General features: G+C 37.0%; 21 protein-coding genes, 1 tRNA gene and 1 pseudogene. 8 read left to right on the top strand and 15 right to left on the bottom strand.

Annotated features, from left to right (window positions below; translation table 11 throughout):
* Positions 1-440 precede the first annotated feature (440 nt).
* From A7A69_RS06670 to A7A69_RS06650, 4 genes are all read right to left on the bottom strand, one after another.
* Complete coding sequence (locus A7A69_RS06670) at positions 441-2,633, bottom strand: S8 family peptidase (protein ID WP_152876667.1); 2,193 nt, start codon at positions 2,631-2,633, stop codon at positions 441-443.
* 2 nt (positions 2,634-2,635) lie between these two features.
* Complete coding sequence (locus A7A69_RS06665; protein WP_152876666.1) at positions 2,636-3,736, bottom strand: AAA family ATPase; 1,101 nt, start codon at positions 3,734-3,736, stop codon at positions 2,636-2,638.
* Between the two features lie 101 nt (positions 3,737-3,837).
* Positions 3,838-4,131 carry a hypothetical protein gene (locus A7A69_RS06660; protein WP_152876665.1) on the bottom strand — a complete coding sequence of 98 codons (294 nt, stop codon included), beginning with the start codon at positions 4,129-4,131 and terminating at the stop codon, positions 3,838-3,840.
* Between the two features lie 421 nt (positions 4,132-4,552).
* Positions 4,553-5,431: a TIR domain-containing protein gene (locus A7A69_RS06650; protein ID WP_152876664.1), complete on the bottom strand. Its 879-nt coding sequence runs from the start codon at positions 5,429-5,431 to the stop codon at positions 4,553-4,555.
* Positions 5,432-5,736: 305 nt separating this feature from the next.
* Here A7A69_RS06650 and A7A69_RS16790 point away from each other — a divergent pair, with 305 nt between their 5' ends.
* The 8 genes and pseudogenes from A7A69_RS16790 to A7A69_RS06610 all read left to right on the top strand — a co-directional run bounded on the left by A7A69_RS16790 (position 5,737) and on the right by A7A69_RS06610 (position 14,761).
* The gene (locus tag A7A69_RS16790) at positions 5,737-5,907 is read left to right on the top strand and encodes a hypothetical protein (RefSeq protein WP_241675223.1); all 171 of its coding nucleotides are present in this window, start codon (positions 5,737-5,739) and stop codon (positions 5,905-5,907) included.
* A gap of 9 nt (positions 5,908-5,916) precedes the next feature.
* Entirely contained in the window at positions 5,917-6,360 is a 444-nt protein-coding gene (locus A7A69_RS06640; RefSeq protein WP_152876662.1) for a hypothetical protein, read from the top strand.
* Positions 6,361-6,442: 82 nt separating this feature from the next.
* Positions 6,443-6,922: a hypothetical protein gene (locus A7A69_RS06635; protein ID WP_152876661.1), complete on the top strand. Its 480-nt coding sequence runs from the start codon at positions 6,443-6,445 to the stop codon at positions 6,920-6,922.
* Positions 6,919-7,338: a hypothetical protein gene (locus A7A69_RS06630; protein ID WP_152876660.1), complete on the top strand. Its 420-nt coding sequence runs from the start codon at positions 6,919-6,921 to the stop codon at positions 7,336-7,338. Before A7A69_RS06635 ends, A7A69_RS06630 begins: the two co-directional genes overlap by 4 nt.
* Complete coding sequence (locus A7A69_RS06625; RefSeq protein ID WP_152876659.1) at positions 7,338-9,389, top strand: hypothetical protein; 2,052 nt, start codon at positions 7,338-7,340, stop codon at positions 9,387-9,389. Before A7A69_RS06630 ends, A7A69_RS06625 begins: the two co-directional genes overlap by 1 nt.
* Positions 9,390-9,396: 7 nt before the next feature.
* Positions 9,397-11,859 (top strand): annotated as a pseudogene (locus A7A69_RS06620) (lytic transglycosylase domain-containing protein).
* Positions 11,856-14,381: a hypothetical protein gene (locus A7A69_RS06615; protein WP_152876658.1), complete on the top strand. Its 2,526-nt coding sequence runs from the start codon at positions 11,856-11,858 to the stop codon at positions 14,379-14,381. Before A7A69_RS06620 ends, A7A69_RS06615 begins: the two are co-directional and overlap by 4 nt.
* Positions 14,378-14,761, top strand: a complete 384-nt coding sequence (locus A7A69_RS06610) for a hypothetical protein (protein ID WP_152876657.1) — start codon at positions 14,378-14,380, stop codon at positions 14,759-14,761. The genes A7A69_RS06615 and A7A69_RS06610 overlap by 4 nt, the downstream gene beginning before the upstream one ends.
* Positions 14,762-14,847: 86 nt before the next feature.
* Here the strand turns inward: A7A69_RS06610 and A7A69_RS06605 are convergent, their stop codons facing one another.
* From A7A69_RS06605 to A7A69_RS06555, 11 genes are all read right to left on the bottom strand, one after another.
* Positions 14,848-15,219, bottom strand: coding sequence for a hypothetical protein (locus A7A69_RS06605; RefSeq protein ID WP_152876656.1), 372 nt, complete (start codon positions 15,217-15,219; stop codon positions 14,848-14,850).
* The gene (dnaB, locus tag A7A69_RS06600; protein ID WP_152876655.1) at positions 15,219-16,592 is read right to left on the bottom strand and encodes a replicative DNA helicase; all 1,374 of its coding nucleotides are present in this window, start codon (positions 16,590-16,592) and stop codon (positions 15,219-15,221) included. The genes A7A69_RS06605 and dnaB overlap by 1 nt, the downstream gene beginning before the upstream one ends.
* The gene (locus tag A7A69_RS06595; protein ID WP_187349185.1) at positions 16,589-17,443 is read right to left on the bottom strand and encodes a helix-turn-helix domain-containing protein; all 855 of its coding nucleotides are present in this window, start codon (positions 17,441-17,443) and stop codon (positions 16,589-16,591) included. Before A7A69_RS06595 ends, dnaB begins: the two co-directional genes overlap by 4 nt.
* A gap of 159 nt (positions 17,444-17,602) precedes the next feature.
* A complete protein-coding gene (locus A7A69_RS06590; protein WP_152876654.1) occupies positions 17,603-18,157 on the bottom strand; it encodes a hypothetical protein in 555 nt (184 codons plus the stop codon).
* Positions 18,154-18,468: a hypothetical protein gene (locus tag A7A69_RS16785; RefSeq protein WP_241675222.1), complete on the bottom strand. Its 315-nt coding sequence runs from the start codon at positions 18,466-18,468 to the stop codon at positions 18,154-18,156. The genes A7A69_RS06590 and A7A69_RS16785 overlap by 4 nt, the downstream gene beginning before the upstream one ends.
* Positions 18,465-19,211, bottom strand: coding sequence for a KilA-N domain-containing protein (locus tag A7A69_RS16780; RefSeq protein WP_152876653.1), 747 nt, complete (start codon positions 19,209-19,211; stop codon positions 18,465-18,467). Before A7A69_RS16780 ends, A7A69_RS16785 begins: the two co-directional genes overlap by 4 nt.
* Before the next feature lie 2 nt (positions 19,212-19,213).
* Positions 19,214-19,435, bottom strand: coding sequence for a transcriptional regulator (locus tag A7A69_RS06575; protein WP_233746946.1), 222 nt, complete (start codon positions 19,433-19,435; stop codon positions 19,214-19,216).
* 74 nt (positions 19,436-19,509) lie between these two features.
* Positions 19,510-20,124 carry a hypothetical protein gene (locus A7A69_RS06570; protein ID WP_152876651.1) on the bottom strand — a complete coding sequence of 205 codons (615 nt, stop codon included), beginning with the start codon at positions 20,122-20,124 and terminating at the stop codon, positions 19,510-19,512.
* Positions 20,125-20,217: 93 nt separating this feature from the next.
* Positions 20,218-21,561 carry a tyrosine-type recombinase/integrase gene (locus A7A69_RS06565; protein WP_171500789.1) on the bottom strand — a complete coding sequence of 448 codons (1,344 nt, stop codon included), beginning with the start codon at positions 21,559-21,561 and terminating at the stop codon, positions 20,218-20,220.
* Positions 21,562-21,710: 149 nt separating this feature from the next.
* Positions 21,711-21,786: transfer RNA gene (locus A7A69_RS06560), tRNA-Arg, on the bottom strand.
* Positions 21,787-21,844: 58 nt separating this feature from the next.
* The gene (locus A7A69_RS06555; protein WP_120370845.1) at positions 21,845-23,209 is read right to left on the bottom strand and encodes an amino acid permease; all 1,365 of its coding nucleotides are present in this window, start codon (positions 23,207-23,209) and stop codon (positions 21,845-21,847) included.
* Between the last annotated feature and the right edge of the window lie 262 nt (positions 23,210-23,471).

The following is a 23,471-nucleotide window of genomic DNA, read 5'->3' as shown; positions in this document are numbered from 1 at the left end:
AGATCTAACTTAATGGTGTCTACAAAATCGGTGGCTATTCAAACAATTTTTGGCATTTTTGCGGTATCAGTTTCACGGTAAAATAAGTTTGCCGTATAAATTACCGTAAAAAACGTAGATTTTGATAGATCAATAGAGACAATTATTTATTTTGAATTTTATTAAGTTATTGATTTTTAATATTCGGATAGATTTGAATATTCTTCTAAATACTAAATTATACAATAAAGTGGTGCGCTCGGCGGGACTTGGATTTTTAATTTAAGCAATTGTTTTATATTTAAATATTTTAAAATTATATTGAGTTGTATCCCTAATTGTATCCTTATTTTCTTAAGTACTATTAACTGAATTTTATTCAATTAATAGTTCTAGTTCGAATCCTTATTTAGGATTCGAACTACTAAAATAATTTAATCTGATCTGATAAATTATTAGCTTTAAAGTTGAATTCGGTTTGAAACTTTTACGGGTAGAAGAGTCTGATTTTTTTGCAGAATACTATTGTATACGTTCACATCACCCACAGTTTGAATTGATAAAACTAAAGAATATCTAATAGGAGATAGTTCTGATATTTCAGTCGCAGCACCTTGTTCTCTAGCATGGTATTTAACATCAAATAAAGGATCTTCAAGAGTAGATAATTTAAATCTTTGGCTTCTAGATATTGTTGTTTCCCATTTATGTGCATCTTCTCTTAATTCTTCTTCAGTTAGATATAAGCCTTTACTTGAGAAAAAAGTTTTTGCATCAGGATGTTGTTGTTCATCATTTTTCTTATTTTGATTAGCTCTAAAAGTAATATCCAAACCTGATCGGGTGTAGTGCAGTGGATGTTCAGGATCTGTAATAGCATTAATACTGAATGTTGCTTTTAAAATAACCCATGTACAATCCGCGTCTTTAGGAACTGGAATAGGTATACGCAAATGTTGGTCTGGTTTAAGTTCTCCCTGAAATAGAATTGTAGCTTCATCATCTAAGCATTCTAATACTTCTTCTGGTTGATGTGGTAATTTACCCCAACCTACATTATTTTGTGAATGTTGTTTTGGTTTAGCCTTATGAATCATTAAGGCTTTAATTGAATTTGTTGTTAACTCAAAATCTGTTAATGCATCAATACCAGCTGCTACACGCATGGCAAGTGGGGAAGCGAAGCTAGTGCCCATTGTCGAGATTATTGAATGAGTTAATGGTGAGTAAACATGGAACATCTCCTTTTCACTTCCACCAAATAAAACTCCATCAGGTTTAATTAAGCCAGGACTTCTTCCAGGACCCGTACAGCTATAAGGGGCACGTTCCCAATCTTCGCTTTGGCAATCAATTGCTCCAATAGCAAGGCTGTTAACCATGTCACTTGGGGGTTGGATGCGTCCTAATTCTCCAGGTAGGTCGCCATCATTTCCAATAGCAATTGTCGCTAAACAATGTCCATCTTGTAGATATTGGTCGAGGACAGAGGTCCATACATGTACATCATCATCATCAACAGCTATTTGAGGTCCTAGACTCAAATTAATATATTTATACTTTTTTTCTTTAAGTACATCTTCAATTCTTGATAAGACATTAAATAAATCAGGATCATGCTCATCTTCTGGTGAAAGAACTCTAACTACATCCACACTTGTGTACGGAGAGCCTAACAACCCAGAACCTGGTTGATATGGTCCAAATAGATAAGTTGAGCATACTTCACTACCATGTGCTAAAAAATGGGGATGAGATGTAGAAACATCAACAGGTATAATTTCCTTAGCTAAATCTCCCAGAAGATGAATGCTTCCAAGGCCACCATCGAAAATACATACTTTAAACTTATCAGAGAGTTGATAATTTTGAGGAAAGGCAAAAGCTTCTTTTAATTGTGTCCTTGTTAAATTAGGCTTATTGAAACGTAACTTGGGAATACTTCTTAACGCTCGCAAATGAGAAAATTCAGCAAGCTCCTCTTCAAGACCATGTTCAATAGTTACAGGTAAGAATGTTAAGCCTCCAACAAATTTACTTTTATTTTTTTCCGCATTTCCTCCTAGCTTATCAACATATTTTAGAAAAGCTTCTAGAATACTTTCTTCTTCTTGGGATGCGTGAATTACCACTTCAAGTTTATTGATTTGTCTAGTCGGATCTAAATTTTTAATCTTTTCTTCTGAAGTAAAAATATCAACACGTTCAATTGTTCGAATAAAGTCTAAAGTAACTTGATCTAAATCATTTTCTTCAACATTTTTAAGCATTTTTTGATAATCAGTTTTTTTTCCTGATACATATATGCAAGAAGTTATAGCAATATCTGGATGTTTACGTGTAGCCCAACTATCAGGGGAAATTTTTATAGATTTTGATCCTATATCTTTCATCCCAAATTTTTTAAACAGCTTACGAGGATAATAAGTTTTAGCTAAATATGAAGGGTGTTGAATAAACTTGACCACGACCTCATCATTAGCACATGCATCCGCAGGTTTATTTTCGATTTCCCACATAATTTCCTCTAAATTATGTTGGAATCTTAATCTCCCTTCTTCTATGGAATAGGGATGTTTCTTATCGCCACCGCCAGTTTTTATGTAAACTGGATTTGTAATGGTTTCACCATAACCTATGAGGAAGTTCTTCATATTTAATTACTCTCAATTGTTTGTAAAGTGGTAATAATTTTTTTAATCGTTGGTCTACTTAAGCCTGTTTCTTCAGCGATTTTTCTTTGAGAAAGACCTTTTCGATATAGTTTAAGCACAATTTCATTTCTTTCGGTTTTAGAAATTTGCTGTTGAGAAGTATTAGAAACTGATTCTAAATTTTCATTTCTTCCTAAAAGAATATTAATGAGTGCTTGGTCTTTTATAAAGGCTTCTTTTCTAGCTAAGTTAAATGTTCTTTCAATATCGCTAAAAGATTTTCCTGAAAAAAGGTCACATAAAAGTTTTTTATGTTTTTTTAAGTCAGAATGTTGCTGTTCTATATAAGCTTCGATCATTTGTGGAGTTGGATTACTGAACTTAAGTTGTAAGTCAAATCTACGCCAAATTGCCGGATCAAGTAATTCGCTATGATTTGTAGCTGCTATTAAGATGGATGATTCTGGCCAGTCATCTAGTGTCTGTAAAAGCACCGTGACTAGACGTTTCAATTCTCCTAGTTCTCGCTCATCATCTCTACGTTTTGCAATTGCATCAAATTCATCTAATAGCATTACACAAGGGAACGAAGAGGCGTAATCAAGAACTGCTCGAATGTTGCTGCCTGTTTTACCAAGATAACTACTTATAACTGTAGCTAAATCTAAAACAATTAATGGCAGTTCTAATTTATTTGCCAGCCATCTAGCTGACATTGTTTTGCCTATGCCTGGAGGACCTTCAAATAAAATTGTTTTAGTAGGAGTTAATCCGAGTTCTAACAATTTTTCAATTAAAGAGCGTTCTTTAACTACTTGAAATAATTTACTTTCAATATTTTCTGACAGAATAGGAGTTGAAGGCATAATAACTGGATTTTCGACACGAACTAGTTGTAATCGTGAATCAGTGTCAACAGGAAGTATTTTTGAATTATCTTTCGAACGTAAAAGGTTCGATTGCAATCTACTGTTAATAAAATGGTACAACTCTGGATCATCACTCTTAATTTTAGGAGCGATTTTTTTTAATGCCATTTCAACTGATCTGATATTACCAGTTAGAGCGGAATCAATAAGAAGTTGGCTAAGTTTTAGTTCCATTTTGGTAAACTTTTTTAATATAACAAGTAGATTTTATCCTAAAATTTACCGTTTTAAAAATTTTTTACCAATTTAAGTGTTTTTTTACCATTGGTTGGTGTTTAGTTTTTTCTAGGTCTACCGGTTCGATTTCTTAAATCATTTTTTAGAAAAGGAACAACAAGATTTGGATCATAGAGTTTCTTTCCAGAACCACCCACATTAAATAGTTCTAATTTTTGTGAGAGCATTTCTCTTGATAGAGGAAAGCGTTTAGTGAGCCATGCTAAATCTACAAGATCGGGATATTGCTCTACTTCTAATGAAATAACTGTGGCGCCGTGAATTTTATCTCCTAAGCATATCTGAGGTGGAGATTCGCTTTCTACAGTGATGATATATTTTTGCTTAAACATATTAGAGACTACTCCAGTTTATCTTTAAACTTTTCAACTTCTTTTTTTTAAAACTGACTCATACCAGAAAACATCTTTTTTGTTAATACGGGTTGGTTGGGAATTTCACCACTATTTACCCGATCATAGAAGGCATCCTTCTTTATTGAAAGAAGGGCCCTAAAATCTTTTGCACATACTCGTCTGTCAATATTCATCGTAATTTAGAGTTAAGTTTTTATCCTAAGTAGATTTATCTTTTAATAAGGTAAAATCAATAAAAATTATTTTGATAAAGTTACGAAAACTAAGGTTGATAGAAGATATCAGGTATTGAATTCATGATTTTGTTTATTTTATATACGCTGATCATGTTATTACATCAAAAAATATTGAGAGAAATAGCTGTTATTTCTGTCTTATTCTGAATGAAAACCTATGATTATTTTTCTAAAATAACATCTGCTAACTGTTCAGCAATTTCTTGGATAGTACTAATAGCAGTATTCAAAGCAACTTTATCAGCAAGATTGGAACTGTAGTTCATTACCTCTGTTTTTGATATCTTATGCCAGATCGGTAATATCATTTTATGACCGTTCATTTCTCTGGCAACAAGTCCATCCAACTCATAATTAGTCCACTCTTTTTTTATGAAGTCTGCTGAAAGTACTACAGTCCCATATTTAGAGTTCCTAAGACCACTGTCGATATTCCGTCGTAAACTGTCACCAACTTTCAAAGTAAATTCGTCGTACCATACTTTTACGCCAAGCTCCTGTAATGTCTCAGCGAGAGGCCTAACAAAGTCATCTTTATCCTCTGAAGCATGTGAAATGAAAAGGTCATATTCAGGCTCTGATTCAAAATTGGGATTAATGGATGTTGAAGCGGTGACTCCACTAATGTATTGAGTAGATGCTTTTATGCTATCAATCTCGCGTTTCAATTTTCTCTGATGTTCTATCGCTTCTTTTTGCTGTTTTTTAACCAATGCATCTAACTTTTTACGTTCATCTGATTCAGCCTTCATTAAGTTCTGATTTTCTTTAAGTAATTTATTTTGAATATCTGTTTTTTTCTTTTGGAGGTCTGAGAGTTTTTTCTGTATCTGCGCATTTTCTTGTTCTTTTCTACTGATTTCAGAAAGCTTAGATTTTAGTGTGTTAGCTGTAGTGGTCTTAGTGATGGATGTTTGAATCTGGATAGTTTTGGTGGTGATATCGCTTGCTTTCTTCTGTTCTAGACTCATTCTATGAGTTACATCGGCCAGCTCTTTATTGAGCCTTGAAATAGTTGATGATATAGACTGAATTGACATGTTTTTTTAGTATTAAGAATAAAAAAATAAGGTTATTCGCTGATCAATGAAAATGCAAGTATATGTTTAAAAAAACAGCATATTTCACTCTCCCTCGCGCGCGCGCGCGTTTTGTTGAGAATTTACCCAATTTTTGTAAGCGGAGTTTAATCCTTAATACCTTAATCGCAATAAGATGAATTCCAATGCTTACTGAACTTTATTGTTTTTCTTCTCAAGAAAAACTGTTCATCAATAAAAAGATTAGAAGATATTCAACCCCCAATTTTAGTTTGATGATAGAGGAGCTCAGAGAGAACCACGATATGTCAGTCGAGAAGATTGCATTCATATTACAGGACAGTGAAAGTGCAGTATTTGGTTGGTCGACTGGCGCAAAGCCGTTCTATGAACATGGCGAAAACTTTGTGGACTTATGGAAGACTTTAACTGAAAAATCTGATGAGCAAATTCCGCGTATTACTCGCTTTTATTGAGAGCAATTTATGACTTCTAGATTTAAATTACGGGAACCAATTATTGGTGTGGAAATGGATCGATCTAAAGAACTATGTGCTATGGTTGTAAATGGTATTGATCAGTTCCAAGCGGACATTCATTACCTTGATTCTAATCAACTTTTTAAAAAATGTTTCGTTGACCAGTTGATATTAATTGCGAAAAATTTAGATGAGCTGATTTATTTATTATTGGGTTTAGTTAAGCCGAATAGTATTTACTTTCGTGTCCTGAAAGAATCAGTTGGATTGATAAATATGACACCCAATGTATTTATTATCACGGCGCATTACCTTAATCCAGAAAATAAATATAAGAGGTTATTGAGTAAATTTTATTTTGATCAAGAACTTGAGCAGGTAAAATCTAAAGTTAATTTAGTGAATAAGTATTTAAAAAAAATTAGCAAAATTAAAAATTTAAAAAGATAGCTTATCTGAGATGTCTTAATTCACTCATTTTTTTAATGCAGAGTAAACATAAAATTAAATTTTACAGAAAGATTTATCATTAATGACAAAAATTATTTCACCAGACAATACCGAGCTTCTAGTGCAAATCTTGGGTGATATTCAAAACAAAGCCTATATCGATGTTGTGTGTGATGTTCAGCAACAGGTGAGTGAATTACCACAACTTGAATTACCAGTTTTCCACCATTTCGCACCTAATGTTTATATGCGCCAAATGGATGCACCAGCAGGAACTTTAATGGTTACGAAGATGCATAAAACAGAGCATTTCTTAATTATTTTAAAAGGTAGTGCAACAATACAAAGCGCAGATGGAATGAGTCAAGTTTATGCACCGCAGATCATAAAAACTATGCCGGGAACCAAACGTGTTATTTACTTTCATGAAGACTCATCATGGCTAACTGTACATCCAACTGAATCAACTAATTTATTAGAAATTGAGAATCAAATGATTGTTCCTGATAATCAAATACAAAACTTTTTAAAGTCTCTTGAGGATAAAGGAGATCTACAATGACATGGTTTGCAGTAGCTGCGGCAGCAGCAGCAGCAGTGGGTACCGCAATATCAGGTTACTCTGCATACGAAACAGGAAAAACGCAAAGTGAACAAGCGAAAGCTGATGCAGATGCATCAAAGGCACAAGGACGTTTAGAAGCCGAGCGTATCCGTAAACAAAAGGAAAAAGTTCAATCAGCAGCACGAGCAGCCGCCGCCGAAAATGGTTTGAGTGTGAATGAAGGTACAGTGGTTACGATTAACGATCGTATTGAACAAGATGCACAATACGATGCTGCCATGGCTGAAATAACAGGATTTAATTCTTCACAGCGGTTACAGGCTGAATCCAGTATCTACAAGAGCAACGCCAATACCGCATTGGCGACTGGTGCTGCTAATGCTGTGGCTGCTGGTGCAAAGGGGTGGAAATAATGGCTAGAATCCCAATGGGTAACTTCGGTAATGCGTTGCCACAAACCCAGCGTATCCAAATGCCTGAAAATCAAAGTGGCCAGATGATTGGCAATGCTTTGCAAAATATTAGTAACGCTGCTGAACAGGCCCATCGAAACCAAATTAATAAAGAAGTAGAAGCTAAAAAAACAGAATTACTTATGAATGATCAGCAGTATAAACAAGATACTGCTCAATATATTCAACAATCTGCAAAGTTCTCAGCTGATATTGATTTAATGGATGCTGATATTACGGCGAGAGTTCAAAGTGGCTCATTGCTAATAGAAAACGCTGTTCAAGAGCGTCAAAGTAATTTGGAAAAAATTAAAAGACAATATATCTCGAATATACCCAATACGCGAAAAATGGATTTTGATCAGCATATTGATAAAACGTCATATCAAAGTGCATCCAAGTATATGCCAGTCGCATTTCAAGCTGCACGTTCACAAGCATCTGCACAGTTAGATGAGCTATCTAATAATCTTTTAAAGTCCAACACCACTATAGGAGATGGTGAAAAATCTATTCGTGAGTTTGGTATATCCAAAAATTTACCAATCGGCACTGTAGAAGCAACAGTAAATAAATACAAAAATACATCTGCCACGAATGGCGCAAATGCTTGGTTTGCTGGAAGTATGGATAATAATGAGCAATTATCAAAAATGACCGCAGCAGAGGATGTTTTAAAAGCCTATCCAAACTTAACTCAAGAACAAGCAATCTATTACGCGCATAAAAGCCTGACGCGCATTGATCAAAACAATAAAGCTGCTGAAGTTGCGCAGAATCGTATTGAAGCGGATGCGAAAGATGCAACCACGGAAATGCGTCAAATTACCGAAATAGGTATTGTGCCGGATGATTCTAAAATTCAAGGCTTATATAGTCGAGTGAAAGGCACAAAACAAGAAGCAGAGTTCCAAAAACTTGCATCTAATACGGTTGAAGTTCAGAAGTTTATGAGAATGCCGCCAGATGCTCGTCAATCGTATTTGTCAAAGCTTGAATCAGATGCACATAGCGCACCATCAGATGATCCAAAAGGTTTAGGGTTCCGCTTGGACCTATTAAAAAAAGCCAATACAAATATGCTTGGCAATGAAAAGAATAATGCAAGTTTGGCTTATTCCATTAAGACTGGACAGAATTTACAAGTTGTTCCAACGACTTTGATTGCTCAGGGTGATGCTAGTGCAATTCAAACGCTTTCTAATAACATTAAGGCCATTGCTGCGAGTCATCAAACAGATGGGGTTACAGGATCATTAAATCCGCTATCACAACAGCAGCAGCAAGAAATGCAGCAGTATGTATCGACTGCCAATTCAGCACAAAAACTGCAACTGGGATCAAGTTTGTTTAAGGCTAGTGCAGGGAATGCCAATGCTGCGAGAGATATGATTAACTCGGTATTTGGTGACAAAAACTCAATTCGCTGGGCGATATCATTAAACAATAGAAATCTACCAGTAATTGCAAATCAAGTAGTTTCTGGACAGGATTTGTTAGATAAAAACTTAGTCAAGCTGAATGACAATGGGCTTAATTATCAGGTCACTGAATATTTAAAAGGAGTAGCTTCACCTGGTTCACCAGAATACAAAGTTTATTTTGATTCGGTTAAGGCGAACTATGCATATCTTGCTCAGAAGTCTGAAAAACTAACAGACAAGTCTGGGAAATTAGATGCCAAAAACATTGATCCTGACTTATTTAATAAGGCAATTCTTGAGATTACTGGCGGTAAGTTCACTTCGCGCGGGTGGGGCAGCAAAAGTACTGTACTTCGACCACATACAGTAAGCGAAAAATCATTTCAAGATCAGCTAGAAGTCTTTAACTCTCAAAACTCCCGCACTTATGGTGGCTCCGATCGTGATTTCTTTTTAGATTTACCATTAGAACAAAACCCTAAAAATCCATATCAGTATTTTTTTAAAAATGGTTCTGGCTATATCTTAGATAAAAACAGCAATAAAGACCCTAAGAAACAAACACGCCTAACGCTTGAATTACATTGAGGTGAGCATGGACATTTTAGCAGATGACGAATTAAGCCTAAATCAAGATGACCCACGATATAAACCAAAATCCCAACGTAATGCTATTGCGGATGGTGGGCTTGGTGTTGTATCTGGTATTGCGATGGGTACAGTTGAGACTGCAACTTCGGTTGATGCTGCATTTCGCGGGAATAAGAAAGCAGCAGCGCTGCGGGCGCAAAACCTTTCCATATTTAAACCTGATGATTTAGGGGTAGCGGGTGAATTTACTTATGGATTAACACGCGACTTCACGAAAGTTGGGTGGAATGCATTAGCCACAATTAGCACAGGTGGTATTAGTGGTGTCGCCACACAAGCAGGGCTATTTGGATTCCAGTCTTATGAGTCGGAAAAATCAGATCTAATTAATATGGGGGCCGATGAAAGCACCGCAACTAAAGGTGCTGCAATTCGTGGTGCCACCGATGCTGCAACTTTTGCCATCCCTGCCCACGGTATTGCAAAAAATGTTGTAGCTGACGCAGTTGCAACGACTGGGCTTGCGATTGGTGGTGGTATTACTGGTGATTATGTCGAGGGCAACTACCTTTAAGACAATGATGTTAAAAAAGTTGCTCTATATGGGGAGGGATTACAGGAAAATGCTATAAGCCCTACAACGATTGCTGCAAATGGTGGAATGGCATTACTTTTAAATCTATGGGCAAATAAAGGGAAATTGCAACCAGAGCAAGCCAAACAAATTAAACAAACAGATGCCGCAACTGATGCTGCACATGTTCAAGCCAATATTGAACACGCTGAAAAATCAAATATTTTTGAGCCTGAGAATGCTAAAGATGCAAACTCTCATTTTTATGCCTTAGATTCATCAATGGAGCAGATGTTTAATAATGAGCTTGTAAGCCTACAAAATCCTGTTACTGGCAAGCCTAAAACAGTTGTAACTACACCAAAAACAACCAAGCCCATCACCTCTGTTGCTAACACTATTCAGACTGTAAATATTGATGCGTCAGAGTTTAGCTCTATCAAATATAATGATCCACGCCTTGATGTTGTTGCAGATAACAAAGGCGTTGAAATGGGAATGCAGTGGGCAACGCCACTAATCAAAGCCATTCGTAAAAGCGGTGAAAAATCCAATAATAACCAAGTATCCCCAAAAGGTGCACGCTCGGTTATGCAGTTTATTCCAAGCACCTTTAATGCTTTAAAAAATAAATACAATAAAAATTGGAATATTAATAATCCAAGCGACATGACTGAAGCTGCTTATTACTTAGTTCGTGATATTTCCAAAGAATATAAAACCCAAGACCCAAGAGTGATTGCTGCTCATTACAATGGTGGATATAAGAATGGTCGATCTGTTCAAAAAACAGGGCAGGCAGTACATGCAGAAACCATTGCATATATTGATCGAATTAGTAAAAGCTTAGGTGGTGAAGCACCTGTAATCCGTGGCTCAGAATCGGAATTTCCAGAGTTTGAAGCAGACTATTCAAGACCACCAGAATATAAATCACAAGCTGATGCTGAAGCTATGGCAATGCCTAATGTGATGCATGAAAGCCTTGTTGATGATATCAATGTGAGAAGCGACCTTGAGTCTAGCTTTAAGGATTTGGAATCCCCAATGACGCAAGAGGATTTGAACTATCTTAAAGATACGGCGCATTATCAACCTGTTAATGGCAACATAAATCGTGTGGCTTATGTTGAACCACAAATTATACTGTCTGGCAAAGGTGCTTCTAACGAAACTCGTTTGACTCAACTTGAGGAAAGTATTGAGCAACTACAAACCACTGCTAATCCACAACAAACTACTGTTGAAAGCGTAAAGCAAGAAGCAATCAATAATCCAGATAATGCAATTGATCAGATTAATGGGGCTATTGTTGCGTCAGATGCGCCCACAGCAAATATTAACAATTGGCAAGGCACACGCTCGGATAATTATTTAAAGCGTAGTATGGCGCAATCTGATGGCTCTACATTGCAGCAACTGCACAACAAGAAAAATAACACCACTTTTGAACGACAAATAAATAGTGATGGAACGATTAGTCCTGTTCGTGCCGTTAAAGATGGGCGTGATTTATTTGCAGTATCAAAAGGCAATAATGTTTTGACAAAAAGCCAGAATGATGCAGCCCAAGCACTTGAACGTGAATTCTGGCAACCAAAGACAAAACAGCACGATGGTGTGCCAGACTTATCTAAAGATTCCAGTAATGAATATGGCTCATTTGCAAGTACGGCGGATGGTCGTGAAGCATTGGAAATCATGGAATCTAATCCAGATATGCAGATTACTTATACTCGTTTGGATCAAGATGGAAATGAGGAGGTGATTACAGCTTCGGCTCGTGACCTATTGGATGATATTCGTGATCAAGAAGATTTAGCCAAAGAAGATATTAGTGCCGTCAAGGCTTTAGCAAGTTGTGCGATGAAATTTGGGAGCGATGCGGCATGAGATCGGAATGTAAAGAAGCGGTAGAGAAAGCCTTAGGGCGTAAAACACCAACCAATTATCGTAATCGAATTTCTTTAATGTATCAACGAGCGCAAAACATTTTAGCGCGGACTGATCCCGATTGGGGTATGAAAAGTGCAGCCGATCGAGCGGAAGCGATTGCACAAAAAACGGCAAGCGACCTATCTATTCAGATTGCAAAGAATAACCAAAATATTGCACGTGATGCGGTCTTAAAGGCACAGATTGAAGCACAGATTTATAATCATCCAAAGCTCAACCCGATACAAGCCTTGATGCGTAAAATAGCCTATTTTTCAGATCAAAGCGGCATTCAATCTGCGGAAAAACAGGCGCAATCCTTGCATAGTTTATGGATGTCACGAGTTGCTGATGTCTTCACCAAAACCCAGGAACGATTTGGAATGTCAGTCAATAAAACTATGACTGATGACATTATTCGAGTCATGTTTGGTGGTAAATCCGACAATCCAGAAATTATGGCAATGGCTAAAGAGGTAAGCGAAACGCTAGAAGAAATGCGTTTAGCCTTTAATCGTAATGGCGGAAATATTAAGAAGTTAGATAACTATGGTTTTATGACTTCTCATGATCAGAAAAAAGTGGCTCTCACTGATCAATCTGAATGGGTCAATAATGTAATGCAGGGCTTGGATCGCAATCAGTATGTTAAAGAAGATGGCTCTTTAATGAATGATGCCGAGCTTAAAACAGTGCTTGATGATGTTTATCAAACCATTGCAACCAATGGTGCAAACAAGGAATTAAAAGCTTTAAATCAACAAAAGAAATCCGATGCTATTACTCCAATTGGCGGGCGTAGTAAAATGGCAAATCGCCACCAAGAAGCTAGAGCTTTACATTTTAAAGATGGTGATGCATGGCTGAATTATCAGGGAAAGTATGGCACCTATAATGAAACTGGATTTCATGAGATTTTAAAGAACCATGTACAGCGTATGTCAACCGAAATTGCCATGATGCAAAACTTTGGTTCTAATCCTAGACTGGCTTTTGAAACCATTCTAAATGAAGCATTGATACGGGCTAAAGCCGATCCTAGTAACGGTCAAAAGCATGGCGCACTAGATAAACAGGCGCATCGAGCAACGAGCATGTATAACACTTTAGATGCTCATACTAAGGCGATTGACTCAACTCTTGGAAATATCATGGGTGGGCTGCGTGCGCTCATGGTGTCATCAAAATTGGGCAGTACCACCATCACCACATTTGGTGACCATGCAAGCATGAAGCGAATAGGTAACATGCTAGGACTTTCCTACACTAAATCGATTGCACCTGAATACATGAAGCAGCTTACACAAGGCAAGTATCGCGATGAAGCATTGCGGTTTGGCCTCGGCATTAACGAAATGGCCGGTTCAATAACTCGTTTTGGTGACGCTGATGTTGTCAGCAGTGCTACCAAGTCAGGCCGCTTTAATGCACGTATGCAGGCTTTTGCTGCAACGACTATGAAACTATCAGGTTTGAACGCCGTCACTGCAGGGGCGAAACGAGCGTTCAATCTGGTGCATATGAATAAGCTTGCTGAAATGACCCGTAAAATGGATTGGAAGGATCTTGGTGAAGCTGATTTAAAAATCCTAAAAGGCAATGGGATTAATGAAAGCGATTGGCAATTGTGGCAAAAACTTGAACCAAGCAAGCGTGATGATGGAACGCCTGTTTTAACTCAGAATGATTTTTTTAATGCGCCTGATGATGTGATTAAACAATTTCTGCCACCTGACAAACAATCAAGTGATCGAGCTATTCAGGATTTCCGCTATAAGGCTGCAATGAAATACCAGACTCATATTTTTAATGAAGAAAGCGTGGCTATTATTGAGGCTGGTGTTCGTGAGCGAAGTATTATCAATTTAGGTGAAGCTGGTACAATCCAAGGCGAGCTAGGTAGAACCTTATTCCAATTTAAGGGATTCCCTTTAGCTTATATGTTTCGTATGGGGCATCGTGCATTTGCTCAAAATGATATAAAAAGTCGGGCGACATTTCTGGCATCTTTACTTGCGTATCAAACTTTGGCGGGCGCATTAATTGTTCAGATGCAAAACGTGGCAAATGGTAAAAATCCAGAGCCAGTATTTACGCCTGATTTCTTTGGTAAGTCACTTTTAAAAGGTGGTGGGCTTTCCTTCTTGGGGGACATCATGTCTGCACTTTCAGATCCAACAGGGCGCAGTGCATCTGATTTTATTAGTGGCCCATTAATTGGACAGGGCATGAAATTGGGTATGCTGCTTACAGGTATGGGTAATAATATTATTGAGGGTAAAGAATCAACCCGAATGATGGAAATAGCCAACACATTAAAAGGAAATATCCCACTTCAAAACTTATGGTACAGTAAATTGGTTATAGACCGCATGCTGTATTCTAAACTTCAAAATATGATTGACCCAGATTATTTGCCTAAAACACAGCAGCGATTAGAAAATTTAGGGAATAGTTACTGGTGGGATATGAGCGAATGAAAAGAATTGGAATAATTTTATTGGTATTATTAACGGGATGCGCAACTCAACCAGAAAAAACAAAAGTCGATATTGGGCAATTAAGATATGTAACAAAAGAAAAGCAGATTAATTATCTCACTTGTATTAAAGAGGCTAGCTTAATTTACTCAAAATCCAGTTCATCTGCTGGAGAGGCGGCACAAGCTACTTTAAGCAAATGTGAATCCCAACTATCTGAAGTAACTACAGCTTCATTTAATCAATTACATGCTGTTGGTAAGCATGATATGACAAGCTTAGATATAAAAATGGCGAATGAATATAGCGAAAAACTAAAAAAAGACTCCTATGATAATGCAGTGCGATATATTATTGAGAGTAGAATGAAAAACCAATAAATTTCGCAAAAAACTTAACTTAAGCCCCTTAATATAGATGGGGCTTTTAATAATCAAATAGAAAATATTTTAAAAATGCTGTTTATTTATTTAAGCAGATTTAACTGCCCAATTTCATATTTATAACTTTGCCATTCGCCTAAACGTGGAATGCGATTAATGCCAGTTTGTTCGCGCCACAGCTCAATAAACGCATCTCCATGTTCATAGTTTGGAATACTGCCTGTCGCCCAACTTGATACCGCTGATGATGATGCATCAAGCACATAGGAAATTTTTTCATGTGACCAACCGAGATTGCGTAAATCTAAAATCATACGACCAAAATCGGGTGCTTTATAACCCCGTCTTTGCACTAAAAATTTTTTAATTTTTTTATCAGATTTTAGTTTTCTAAAACGTTTAGGTAGTCCACCTGTTAGTACAGAACTATCAAAATTTAAATCATATATATACATTAAGTGGTTACCCCATGTATTTGTTCTAGTGCATTCGCATCTAAATTTGAAAATTGACAGTACTTCAAGTAAGCGTGCATATATGCTGTACCAGGTGCGCCGTGTCTATTCTTACCAACAATAGCCTCAGCAACACCTATGTATTTAGACTCTTTGTTATAAATCTCATCTCGATATAAAAATAAGATTTGATCTGCATCCTGTTCGATGGCTCCAGATTCTCTTAGATCAGAAAGTATGGGGCGCTTATTGGGACGTTTTTCTAATTCACGATTGAGCTGTGATAATAGAACAACCACGCAATCAAACTCTTTTGCCATGGCTTTCAATTCCCCAGTGAAATACGCAATTTTTAGGTCTTCACGGGCAAACTGTTTGGTCGTTTTCATAATCTGCAGATAATCAATCAGTACTAAGCCAATCGATCCATATTCATGCTTTACCTTGCGAACTGACTCTCTGATATTGGCAATTGAAGGGCGAGATGTATCATTGATTTGCATAGGTACATTTTGAAGCATTGCTACAGCGCGCGTATAAGCCGTAAATTCGTCTTTTGGTAGTAGGTGTGGTGTGTTGCGCACCAAACTGATATTAGCGGGTGCTATGGCGCAACAGAGACGCATAGCGATCTGTTCTTTCGGCATTTCACCCGACATAATCAGAACTGGTTTTTTTTGGATGACAGCAACATGATTCGCAATAACTTGCATCATGGTGGTTTTTCCCATGGCAGGTCGGGCTGCTATCACAAATAAACAACCTGGTTCAACGTCACCTAATTTTTGATCTAAATCATAAATACCAGTTTGAATACCCTTGATCAACGTAGTACCAGCAATCGCTGCTTCCATTTTACGGCTGATTTCTACAAATGTGTTTGATGCTGCATCATGGATATGGAATAAAGATTCACTTGCCGTTTCAGTATTTAAATTTGCAAAAACTGTTTGAGCATTTTGTACAAGTTCACCACGAGTAACGGTTAGCTGACGTGCTTGCTGAATGATTTTTAATGCTTCAGTTTCAACTTGTCTACAGGCTGTAAGATCTTTTAATTTTTCTGCATACGACTGTAGATTATAAAAACTTGATGGTGCATCACTCATGAGTTGCATTAGATACTTTTCGCCACCTGATGCTTCACCATATTTTCGCGTTTCTAACCATTGATTGACTAGGATTAAATCATAAGGTGAGTTATGAGCATCAAGATCTACAATCGCACTAAAGATTAACTTATGACGTGTTGCATAAAAATCGTTTTCAGAAAGTAAATTTTCAATTTGGTCATAAGATCCAGTTACGGTCATCAGGGCAGCGAGTACCGCCTGTTCGATTTGAATATTGTGAATTGGAGTCTTGTTACTCATGTGATGTTCTCCAATAAACTTTTTGGTTTGCTGTCGGTAATATTTAAAGCTGGCATTGCTGCTGAGTTCTGAGTTGGCTCTAGCAGATTCACATAATCTGGATTGGCTTTCTGGTATCGCTGAAATTTGTCGATAATCCATGCTGTAAATTTGTGGAGTTTCTGAGATTCAGATAATCCCTTGCCATCGAAATAGGAATTGAATGAGCTTAATTCAAATTCAAAACTTGGAAGACCAAAAATGAGCTCAAGATTTTTTTCGTGACCAGCGATTTTGATCTTAGTTTCAAGTTGTTTTTGATTCGGAATCCAGTCGTGTTTTTCAGAGAGATTCATTGATAGATTCAATGATAGATTCAGCGACCCAAAATTGGGTTCATTCAAAGTACCGTTTTTGGGTTCATTACTATCCAAAATTGGGTCGATTACAGGGGGGTAATCGTCCCGTTTTTGGTCTTGTTTAATCGTCCCGTTTTCGGGCTTATTGGGGGTTTTAATCGTCCCAATATTGGATTCATTATTTAGGTCAATAGACCCAATATTGGTACTATTAGAATCGTCATTTTTTTGCTCTTGATCGCGTGATTTAACACCAATTAATTGCAAAATTCTGACTCTACCAGTAGGTCCAGTTCGCTTCCCCGTGTCTAAAATTAAGCCAATTTCGATAAGCTCATTGACTACCTTTTTCACCGTTTTTAAGTTCAAAACAGTATCAGCAGCTAAACGCTCCATACTGGGCCATGCTGTATGTTGTTCGCCAGCGCGGTCTGCTAAGGAAAGCAGAACCAAGCGCTGAGCAGAGGTGTTTACTGGAGCAGTCCAAGCCCAGCGAGTAGCATCATTACTCACTCGTCCTCCTTATGCCGATCTTGGTTATTTACTACGGCATTTAGAAGGCGTTCTGGTGTCATACGCACTGATTCAGCATATACGGACGATGATACAGAATCAGTATACTTAACAGCAGTTTTGGACGATTCTTTGGTATTTTCTGCTGTAATAGAAGGCTTATCCATTTTTAGATGCCTCCCATTCTGATTCATACTTTTTAAATTCACTTTCAAAAGTATTGCTAATACTTTCAGATAAAAAATCTGCAATATAAATCAAACGCTCAAGACTTGTGAAAACTACATTAGAAAGAACTTTAGAATTTTCTTTAATAGCAAATAACTCATCTTTGATTTGATGAAGCAGTGCACCAAACCAAGAGCTTATTTCATGGGCTAGGCCATAGGCTTCGGAAAGATCGGCAGCATCAAATTTAACGTTTATATTTTTTGATGCATTTTTATATTTCTCATATTCAGAATCAAAAATGTTGATGTAGTTTTCAGCTAAGTATTCTGCAACTGAAATAAGACTTTTAATATCAGTAAAGCTATGAGGTGTGGAGCTAGATTCTTGCTCAACCTCTATAAGTCGCTGTGTTTCTTTCTTAATACGACTAATTAGAACTTTAACTTGAGTGGTTGAATCTAATGCAAGTGAATAAGCATCAAGGATATTGATTGCACTATAAAAAGATTTTTCTGGAAATTGAATATTAACTTTTGCGTTCATGACGAATGCACTCCTAATGATTGTTTAGAGGCTTTACCAGTCACGACCAAGTGAGGGTGGCAAAGCTGAAAAGGGTTGGTCGACAGGCTCATTAGGTTACCTGCACACTCGAAAGTGTCCCTCTCCAACTTCACCATAACATGCGAATGCATAGAGAGATAACGCATAAAAAAAGCCCGAAGCGGACTGTATGCGCCAATGAGTTGATAGCCGACCAAAGCTAATCTAGTGATTTTGCACCAGACAAACTTAATATAAATCAATAAAATTAATTTGAAAAGGGCGAAGCTAAAAATAGGTGAATATTTCATACAGATTCTCCAAATCTCTTGGCAAGTATCCGCATGCCTTTTGGCAAGATGAAGAATTCAGTTTGTGTAAAGCTATATGATTGGCCAGAGGCTTTAACACCTTCTTTCAAAGAATACTTAGTTTCACAATAGCCCTGATTTTCACTGTAATAAGTTGAAGCTCTGGCATTATTTAAATAGCGATCCCAATTATTTTTTCTAAGCCACTGGGCCAAAACTTGTTGCTTTAAGTTCAGAATTTTACATGCCTGTTGAAACTTCACGCCGTGTTCTGTACGAGTGATAGTTTCTATAGCTTTCGACAGTACTTGGTTTTCAGTACAAAGTTGGATATTTTGTTCAGCATAGCTAAGCAACAGGTCTCGCAATTGTGCTGGATTGTTTAGATCAGGCAGTTGAGGTTGTAGCATCATGGCATCAAAGTTGTGAATAACTTTAAGATGGAAAGCTGGACTAATCCACATGGCATATGCATAAACTATTTCTTTTACAACGTATGTACCCTGATTTATCCCACCACGAATTACATTGATGGGGGATACAGGAATTCCTGTATCGATTAATACTTGAACAAGATCCCGGGTTTGTTTGTTTTCAAGAAAATATTGGGGCTGGTTTTTACGTTCACCTCCGCTGGCCTGATGTAAATCATTGGCACAGAAGCGTCCATGCTGATCTTGCCGAATCATGGCGCCATCAATATTGACTTTAGAGGCAACTAACACATTTGCGGAGACTTTCATGGTTATGCCTCCATTTGAGCTGCAGCAGCTTCTTTCTTACTATTATGCCACTCAACAATCTCTTGATAATCAAAGAAAACAGGAGCTTGTTTTGTGGTACCCATTTTCATTGGCTTTGGAAACGTGGGATCTTTTCGGATCGTATGACGAAGTGATTCACGTGTGACATCCAACATTTGGCATGCTGTACTAAATTGAATACGAAGAGGAGTCGCCTGATTCATATCTATAACCATATTTATAAGAATATGGTTGAAGTGTGTTTTCGTTGCTATCCCGAAAATACGGGGATTGATATTTATTGGGATGATTTTTCTTTCAAACTATCCAAATAAGTATGCATCCCATACATTATAAGCTCTTTCCTTTGATCCTCAGTTTTTGCATTTTTTACAAAATAAATAAACGGATTACTTTTACTTTTAGACTCTGCATACTTATTTTGGAGAGTCTTTTGCGAAATATTGATTTTTGTATATTTTAGAATTTTTGAAATAGCGGTCTTACATGCATGACTATCATCTGTAATAGTGTTGTTAAATTTAACAAATTCAATTATGCAATAGATTCCAAATAAGCTGAATGTATCCCACTTTGATGGACGTCCTCGAGGTGCTTTTTCAATCTGGAAGCTTGGCTCGTGCTTTTCAGCTAGCTTATAGGCTAGAGCCATCCACATAGTATCGCCATTTGTTTTTTTAATTCCATAAGCATCCATTAAATCTAGAAGTTTCATCAATCTTATTAATGTAATTCTTCCAGCTTGATGTCGGTTATATTTTTCAATTTCTTTAGTTTTTTCTTCAAATGCTTTTTGTGTATAAAGTAGTTTTCCTAAACACGAAATAGGATCTTTAAATTCTGGAAATGGAATTGTATCGTTAATATTTGATTCTTTATTTTTATGTTTCATCATAATTTCCAACTCTAAAATTTACAATTTGGTCTAATTCTGCAAAATTGTTAATAACTACTAATTGGACACAATCGATAACTCTAGAAGTAGCTACTTTGCTAACTTTGCATACTGGAACTGTATGATTTCATCGCCTAAAATCTTGGCTGTATAATCATATGGGCTAATACTTGTCTCTTTAGTCGCATCTAAATAATCACTCCACCAGTTGAGCATAGTTCTTCTTTCTTCTAAGAACTCTGCTTTATGGATATATGCAAGCCGTACATTATTACGCTCTTGGTGACTCATTTGTTTTTCAACAGCATCTTTTTGAAATAATTTACTCTGAATCAATGCAGCACAGGCCATTCCTCTAAATCCGTGACCGCACACTTCAGTGTTTGTGTCATATCCAAGACGGCGTAAAGCTTTATTAATGGTTGATTCACTCATAAATCCGTGAGGGTCGCCATTTTTAGGAAATACATTTTGAGTATGGCCGCTGTATCTATAAATCTCTTTTATTATTGCCAGTGCCTGTTTCGAGAGTGGAATTAAATGTGAAGTCTTCATTTTCGCCCCACGGTGAGAATACTTGTAACCTTCTACAAAATCTCTAGTTGGGGGAATGGTCCATATAGCATTCTCAAAATCAAATTCTTTCCATCTAGCAAATCTGATTTCACTTGAACGAGCAAAAGTATGTAATGCAAACTCCACACATAAACGTGTTAAAGGATAACCAGTATCGACCAATAGCTTAGATTGTAACTCTGGCAGTTTTTCTAACGGTAACTGAGGATGATGCTTTGTTTTCTTTGTAAGAACGAATATATCTTGTAAACTGTAAGCTGGGTTCGTTTCAATAAACCCTTTAGATATTGCAAATGCAAAAATACTTGTTAGCCGCTGGCGTGTCTTTTTTACAACTTCTGTATAACCTAAGTCTTCAATAGTTTTAATTACTTGAACGAGTTCTTTTGACTTGATTGCATCAATGGGTTTTTCCCCTAGTTTGGGGAAAACATAATCCTCCATATTCTTAAGAGCCCTTTCTGCTGTTTCAGGACCCCAGCGCCCAGTATTTTTATATGCGGTGTGCCACTCTCGAGCTATAGATTCAAAATTATATTTATTCTCTAGTTTAGCTTTTTGTATTTCACCGTATTCAATTGGATCTATACCATTAGCAATTAGTTCTTCTAATTCACGGCGCTTAGTCCGGGCAGCTTTTAAGCTTAAAGCTGGGAAGTTACCTAAAGTCATTAAGCCATCTTTGCCATTAGCTCTCTTATATTTAAATCGCCATACCTTCGAACCACTCTTTCGAATGAATAGTATTAGCCCATTACCATCATACAAAGAGTAGTCTTTTTCCTGTGGTTTTGCCCCAGTACATTTGGAGTCAGATAGCGGAATTGTCTTTTTGGCCATGATTGAATAAGGATACATATTTAGTAGAACTTTATATATCCTCAATCATATCCTTGTATTTTGCAACTATATCCTTATACATTTACTTATATTTTGTTATGTTTTTATTTTATCTATATGAATATAAACTATTTTTAACTAAATTATTTTATATTTTGCTATGGGGGTGGTGCGCTCGGCGGGACTCGAACCCACGTCGGTCACTTAGGAGGCAACTGCTCTATCCAGTTAAGCTACAAGCGCATAATTTTATGATTATAAACAAAAAAGTTATTGCCTAAGCAATAACTTTTTTAATTTTTTATTCAGACGTAGAAGTCTTCGAATTTAGCAACTTGTATAGTAAATACATGACCACAATCCAGACAGGAATCATGATGACAGATTCCTTAAACCCTTGCGTCCACATAATATAAAGAACAACCGCAATAAACAGTAGAACGATGTAGTTACTTACTGGCGACCAAAGCGCAGGGAATGATACCTTGTGATGCAAAGCTTTCATTGCCGATCTGAATTTTAAATGGGTTAGACTGATCATGGCCCAATTTAGAACCAATGCACCCACTACAACATACATTAAGTGCCCAAGCGCATCTTCAGGAACAAAATAGTTCAGTAATACACAACCGAAAATCAATACCGCAGACAACAAAACGGCAGGAATTGGAACCCCTTCTTTATTGACTTTTTTAAATACGGCTGGTGCGTTGCCCTGTTGAGCTAGACCATAAAGCATACGGCTATTGGCATACATACCACTGTTATAAACAGATAATGCGGCAGTCAAAATAATAAAATTCAATAAGTGAGCTGCCCAGCCAATCCCTAATTGACTAAAGATCATGACAAAGGGACTTTTATCTAGACCACCTAAATCCAATTGATTCCACGGCACTAAAGAAAGCAGAATAGTCAATGAACCTACATAGAAAATCAGGATACGAATCACCACCTGATTGATCGCTTTTGGAATAGTTTTCTTTGGATTATCAGCTTCTGCCGCAGCCATACCGATCAGTTCAATCCCACCAAAGGCAAACATCAAAAAGGCTAGCATATAAAATAATCCATCAAACCCATTTGGAAAAAATCCACCATGTGTCCATAGATTACTAAATGACGCAGTTGAATCTGCTCCCGCAGTAAAAAGCAGATAAAGACCAAAAATGATCATGGAAATGACCGCAACCACTTTGATAATCGCAAGCCAAAATTCAGATTCACCATAAAACTTAACATTGGTTAAGTTAATTGCAGTAATGACTACAAAGAAAAACAGCACAGAAATCCATGACGGAATATGAGGCCACCAATAGTTAATATATTTGGCGACTGCTGTAAGTTCAGTCATGGCCACTAAAACATACAAAATCCAGTAGTTCCAGCCTGCTAAAAAGCCAGGAAACTTCCCCCAATATTTATTGGCAAAATGGCTAAATGAACCAGCAACAGGCTCTTCTACGATCATTTCACCAAGCTGGCGCATGATTAGAAAAGCAATTAAGCCACCAATGGCATAACCTAAAATAATAGAGGGACCAGCAGATTGAATAACTTGTGCGGAACCAAGAAATAAACCTGTACCAATTGCGCCTCCCATGGCAATCAACTGGATATGACGGTTTTTTAACCCCCGCTGAAGTTTTGAAGAATCGTTGTTCAAAGGACTTCGCTCGACCGTGAATAAGTTGGCTATTCTAATAGATCGAGTGGTTTTAGCCTAGCCTGACTATAAAAAAAGCGATCGACTTTAGTTGAACTTAATAGTCGAATTTGTCATGATTTCGATCGATTCATGGACATTTTAAATCATTTAGCAATGATTTAGGCCATTGAGAAAAAGGGCAGCAGTGTTAGAAAATAAATCTTCTAGCGTTACATCTACATATTTATACGGCTATTTGCAATTCAAGGTTGAGAGTTGT

This window comes from Acinetobacter guerrae (assembly GCF_009372255.1).
Classification (GTDB): Bacteria; Pseudomonadota; Gammaproteobacteria; order Pseudomonadales; family Moraxellaceae; genus Acinetobacter; species Acinetobacter guerrae.
Note: the sequence above shows the minus strand (reverse complement) of the source record. Positions and strands in the feature narration are given on the sequence as shown.

Bases quoted from the DNA above. Each gene is read 5' to 3' on its own strand.
- A7A69_RS06670 (WP_152876667.1), bottom strand. From the start codon at position 2,633: ATGAAGAACTTCCTCATAGGTTATGGTGAAACCATTACAAATCCAGTT.
- A7A69_RS06665 (WP_152876666.1), bottom strand. From the start codon at position 3,736: ATGGAACTAAAACTTAGCCAACTTCTTATTGATTCCGCTCTAACTGGT.
- A7A69_RS06660 (WP_152876665.1), bottom strand. From the start codon at position 4,131: ATGTTTAAGCAAAAATATATCATCACTGTAGAAAGCGAATCTCCACCT.
- A7A69_RS06650 (WP_152876664.1), bottom strand. From the start codon at position 5,431: ATGTCAATTCAGTCTATATCATCAACTATTTCAAGGCTCAATAAAGAG.
- A7A69_RS16790 (WP_241675223.1), top strand. From the start codon at position 5,737: ATGTCAGTCGAGAAGATTGCATTCATATTACAGGACAGTGAAAGTGCA.
- A7A69_RS06640 (WP_152876662.1), top strand. From the start codon at position 5,917: ATGACTTCTAGATTTAAATTACGGGAACCAATTATTGGTGTGGAAATG.
- A7A69_RS06635 (WP_152876661.1), top strand. From the start codon at position 6,443: ATGACAAAAATTATTTCACCAGACAATACCGAGCTTCTAGTGCAAATC.
- A7A69_RS06630 (WP_152876660.1), top strand. From the start codon at position 6,919: ATGACATGGTTTGCAGTAGCTGCGGCAGCAGCAGCAGCAGTGGGTACC.
- A7A69_RS06625 (WP_152876659.1), top strand. From the start codon at position 7,338: ATGGCTAGAATCCCAATGGGTAACTTCGGTAATGCGTTGCCACAAACC.
- A7A69_RS06615 (WP_152876658.1), top strand. From the start codon at position 11,856: ATGAGATCGGAATGTAAAGAAGCGGTAGAGAAAGCCTTAGGGCGTAAA.
- A7A69_RS06610 (WP_152876657.1), top strand. From the start codon at position 14,378: ATGAAAAGAATTGGAATAATTTTATTGGTATTATTAACGGGATGCGCA.
- A7A69_RS06605 (WP_152876656.1), bottom strand. From the start codon at position 15,219: ATGTATATATATGATTTAAATTTTGATAGTTCTGTACTAACAGGTGGA.
- dnaB (WP_152876655.1), bottom strand. From the start codon at position 16,592: ATGAGTAACAAGACTCCAATTCACAATATTCAAATCGAACAGGCGGTA.
- A7A69_RS06590 (WP_152876654.1), bottom strand. From the start codon at position 18,157: ATGAACGCAAAAGTTAATATTCAATTTCCAGAAAAATCTTTTTATAGT.
- A7A69_RS16785 (WP_241675222.1), bottom strand. From the start codon at position 18,468: ATGAAATATTCACCTATTTTTAGCTTCGCCCTTTTCAAATTAATTTTA.
- A7A69_RS16780 (WP_152876653.1), bottom strand. From the start codon at position 19,211: ATGAAAGTCTCCGCAAATGTGTTAGTTGCCTCTAAAGTCAATATTGAT.
- A7A69_RS06575 (WP_233746946.1), bottom strand. From the start codon at position 19,435: ATGAATCAGGCGACTCCTCTTCGTATTCAATTTAGTACAGCATGCCAA.
- A7A69_RS06570 (WP_152876651.1), bottom strand. From the start codon at position 20,124: ATGAAACATAAAAATAAAGAATCAAATATTAACGATACAATTCCATTT.
- A7A69_RS06565 (WP_171500789.1), bottom strand. From the start codon at position 21,561: ATGTATCCTTATTCAATCATGGCCAAAAAGACAATTCCGCTATCTGAC.